Consider the following 2242-nt stretch of genomic DNA (forward strand, 5'->3'; position numbering starts at 1 on the left):
CCCTCATCCCTTATCCCTCCACCAACCTGCCGTCCAGCAGATGCAGCGTCCGGTCGGCGCGGGCTGCCAGCCGTTCGTCGTGGGTGACCAGCAGCACGCCTGCGCCTTCCTCGCGGGCGAGTTCGATAAGCAGCTCCGCGACCCGCTCGGCCCCGGCGCGGTCGAGGCTGCCCGTGGGTTCGTCGGCCAGCACTGCCGCCGGGCGCACCGCCAGGGCGCGGGCCAGCGCCACCCGCTGACGTTCGCCGCCGCTGAGCACGCCGGGAAAGTCGCCGGGGCGGTGGCCCAGGCCCACGCGCTCCAGCAGCGCCTGCGCCCGGCCCGCGTCGGGTTGCCCGCTCAGGAGGCCCGGCACCTGCACGTTTTGCAGCAGCGTCAGGTCTTCGAGCAGGTAGTGGTGCTGAAACACCAGCCCGACCCGCCCGGCCCGCCGCACCGAACGGGCCTGGGTGCTGAGGGTGTCGGCCCGTTCGCCCGCCCACCACACTTCGCCCTCTTGCGGCGTGTCCAGGCCGCCCAGCAGGTGCAGCAGCGTACTTTTGCCACTGCCCGACGGCCCGCTGACCGCCACCACTTCGCCGGGGGCCACCGCCAGAGAAACGCCGTGCAGGATGGTGGTCTGACCGTAGCCGTGAACGACGGAGCGGGCTTCGAGGGCGGGAGGCGCAGAGGTCACGGGCCGCATTGTAGGTGCGTACAATCGGGACATGGCAACCCTGGAAATCGAATGTCCCGAATGCGGCGAACTGCTCGAACTCGACGAGAACGAGGTCGCCGAGTTCGAGGTGGGTGACGTGCTGGTCTGCGGCTCCTGCGAAACCGAGATGGAAGTGACTGTCAACGACGGCGAGGACTTTGAACTGGCGGTGGTGGACTATGGGCAGTTCGTTCAGTGCCCCAGTTGCGGCGAGGACTTCGAGGTGTCGCAGCAGCAACTCGACACCGCCCCCACCATCGAAAGTGCCGATGGCGTCAGCGCCCTGCTGGTGGACTGCCCGCACTGTCAGGCCCGAATCGAACTGGAGTTGGAAGACGAATCGGACGGATGAGTCGCCTGTCTAGATGATTTCAAATGAAAATCTTTCTGCCCGTTAGCCTATCAAACGCAAGGAGTAATTATGGCAACTGTGCAATTTGAGAATCCCGATACCGGCGCGACCATCGAACTGACCAACCCCGAACTGGGCGAACTGGTGATTGACGACGAGACGGGCGTGGAATATGAAGTGGTGTCCATCGACCCGCCCCGCCTCGAAGCCGCCCCGCAGGAAGCGGAGGACTGGGGCGAGTAAGGTCTGAGGGTCGAGGGTCTAAGGGTCTTTTCCGACTCTTAGGCCCTTAGCCCTTTCGACTTGCCGCAGGCAACCTTATGGCTGAACTCGCCGTTCTTTATGACCGTATCCGCCCCGACGAAAAGATGCTGTTCGAGGCGCTCGACGAACTGGGCGTGCCTTACGACAAGGTGTATGTCCCGCAACTGACCCTGACCTTCGACGAAGCGGGGCAGGCCAAGGTGCCCTGGAAAGTCGCCATCGAACGCTGCGTGAGCCAGAGCCGGGGCCACGCCGTGACCCGTGCGCTGGAAGGCTTCGGTGTCAAAGTCATCAACCCCGCCCACGTCATCGAAGTGTGTGGCGACAAACTGGCGACAAACTCGCGCCTGCACGCCGCCGGACTGCCCACGCCGCGCACCGGAGTGGCCTTCGACGGCGACAGCGCCCTGGAACTGATTGACGGCCTGGGCTACCCGCTGGTGCTCAAGCCGACGGTGGGTTCCTGGGGCCGCATGGTCAGCAAGCTCAATGACCGTGACGCCGCCGAAGCCGTCATCGAGCACAAGGAAGTGCTGGGGGGGCCGCAGCACGGCATCTTCTACGTGCAGGAACTGGTCAACAAGCCCGAGCGCGACATCCGCGCCTTTGTGGTGGGCGGCAAGTGCATCGGCGCGATTTACCGCACCAGCGCCCACTGGATTACCAACACGGCGCGGGGCGCGAAGGCCAGCAAGTGCGAAGTCACGCCCGAACTGGCCGACCTCGCGCAGCGGGCCGCCGCCGCCGTGGATGGGCAGATTGTCGCCATCGACCTCGTCGAAGACCCGCAGTGTCAGAACGAATGGGGCGGCCTGGTCGTCATCGAAATCAACCACACCATGGAATTCAAGAACTCGGTCAGCACCACGGGCGTCAACATTCCGCGCCTGATGGGTGAGTACGCGATTGGGCTGCTGGGCTGAATTCTC

General features: G+C 65.1%; 4 protein-coding genes. 3 read left to right on the plus strand and 1 reads right to left on the minus strand.

Annotated features, from left to right (window positions below):
• Positions 1-10: 10 nt before the first annotated feature.
• A complete protein-coding gene (locus Q4C89_RS03630) occupies positions 11-685 on the minus strand; it encodes an ABC transporter ATP-binding protein (RefSeq protein WP_303101245.1) in 675 nt (224 codons plus the stop codon).
• Between the two features lie 22 nt (positions 686-707).
• Here Q4C89_RS03630 and Q4C89_RS03635 point away from each other — a divergent pair, with 22 nt between their 5' ends.
• The 3 genes from Q4C89_RS03635 (at position 708) to lysX (ending at position 2236) form a co-directional block, all read left to right on the plus strand.
• Positions 708-1049, plus strand: a complete 342-nt coding sequence (locus Q4C89_RS03635) for a hypothetical protein (protein WP_303101241.1) — start codon at positions 708-710, stop codon at positions 1047-1049.
• 69 nt (positions 1050-1118) lie between these two features.
• Positions 1119-1292, plus strand: a complete 174-nt coding sequence (gene lysW, locus Q4C89_RS03640) for a lysine biosynthesis protein LysW (protein WP_058976663.1) — start codon at positions 1119-1121, stop codon at positions 1290-1292.
• 77 nt (positions 1293-1369) lie between these two features.
• Positions 1370-2236 (plus strand): lysine biosynthesis protein LysX, encoded by an 867-nt coding sequence (lysX, locus tag Q4C89_RS03645; RefSeq protein WP_303101242.1) that lies wholly within the window; start codon positions 1370-1372, stop codon positions 2234-2236.
• Positions 2237-2242 lie beyond the last annotated feature (6 nt).

The organism is Deinococcus sp. (assembly GCF_030523985.1).
GTDB lineage: Bacteria > Deinococcota > Deinococci > Deinococcales > Deinococcaceae > Deinococcus.

Excerpts from the sequence above, each read along its gene's own strand:
- Q4C89_RS03630 (WP_303101245.1), bottom strand. The coding sequence starts at position 685 with ATGCGGCCCGTGACCTCTGCGCCTCCCGCCCTCGAAGCCCGCTCCGTC.
- Q4C89_RS03635 (WP_303101241.1), top strand. The coding sequence starts at position 708 with ATGGCAACCCTGGAAATCGAATGTCCCGAATGCGGCGAACTGCTCGAA.
- lysW (WP_058976663.1), top strand. The coding sequence starts at position 1,119 with ATGGCAACTGTGCAATTTGAGAATCCCGATACCGGCGCGACCATCGAA.
- lysX (WP_303101242.1), top strand. The coding sequence starts at position 1,370 with ATGGCTGAACTCGCCGTTCTTTATGACCGTATCCGCCCCGACGAAAAG.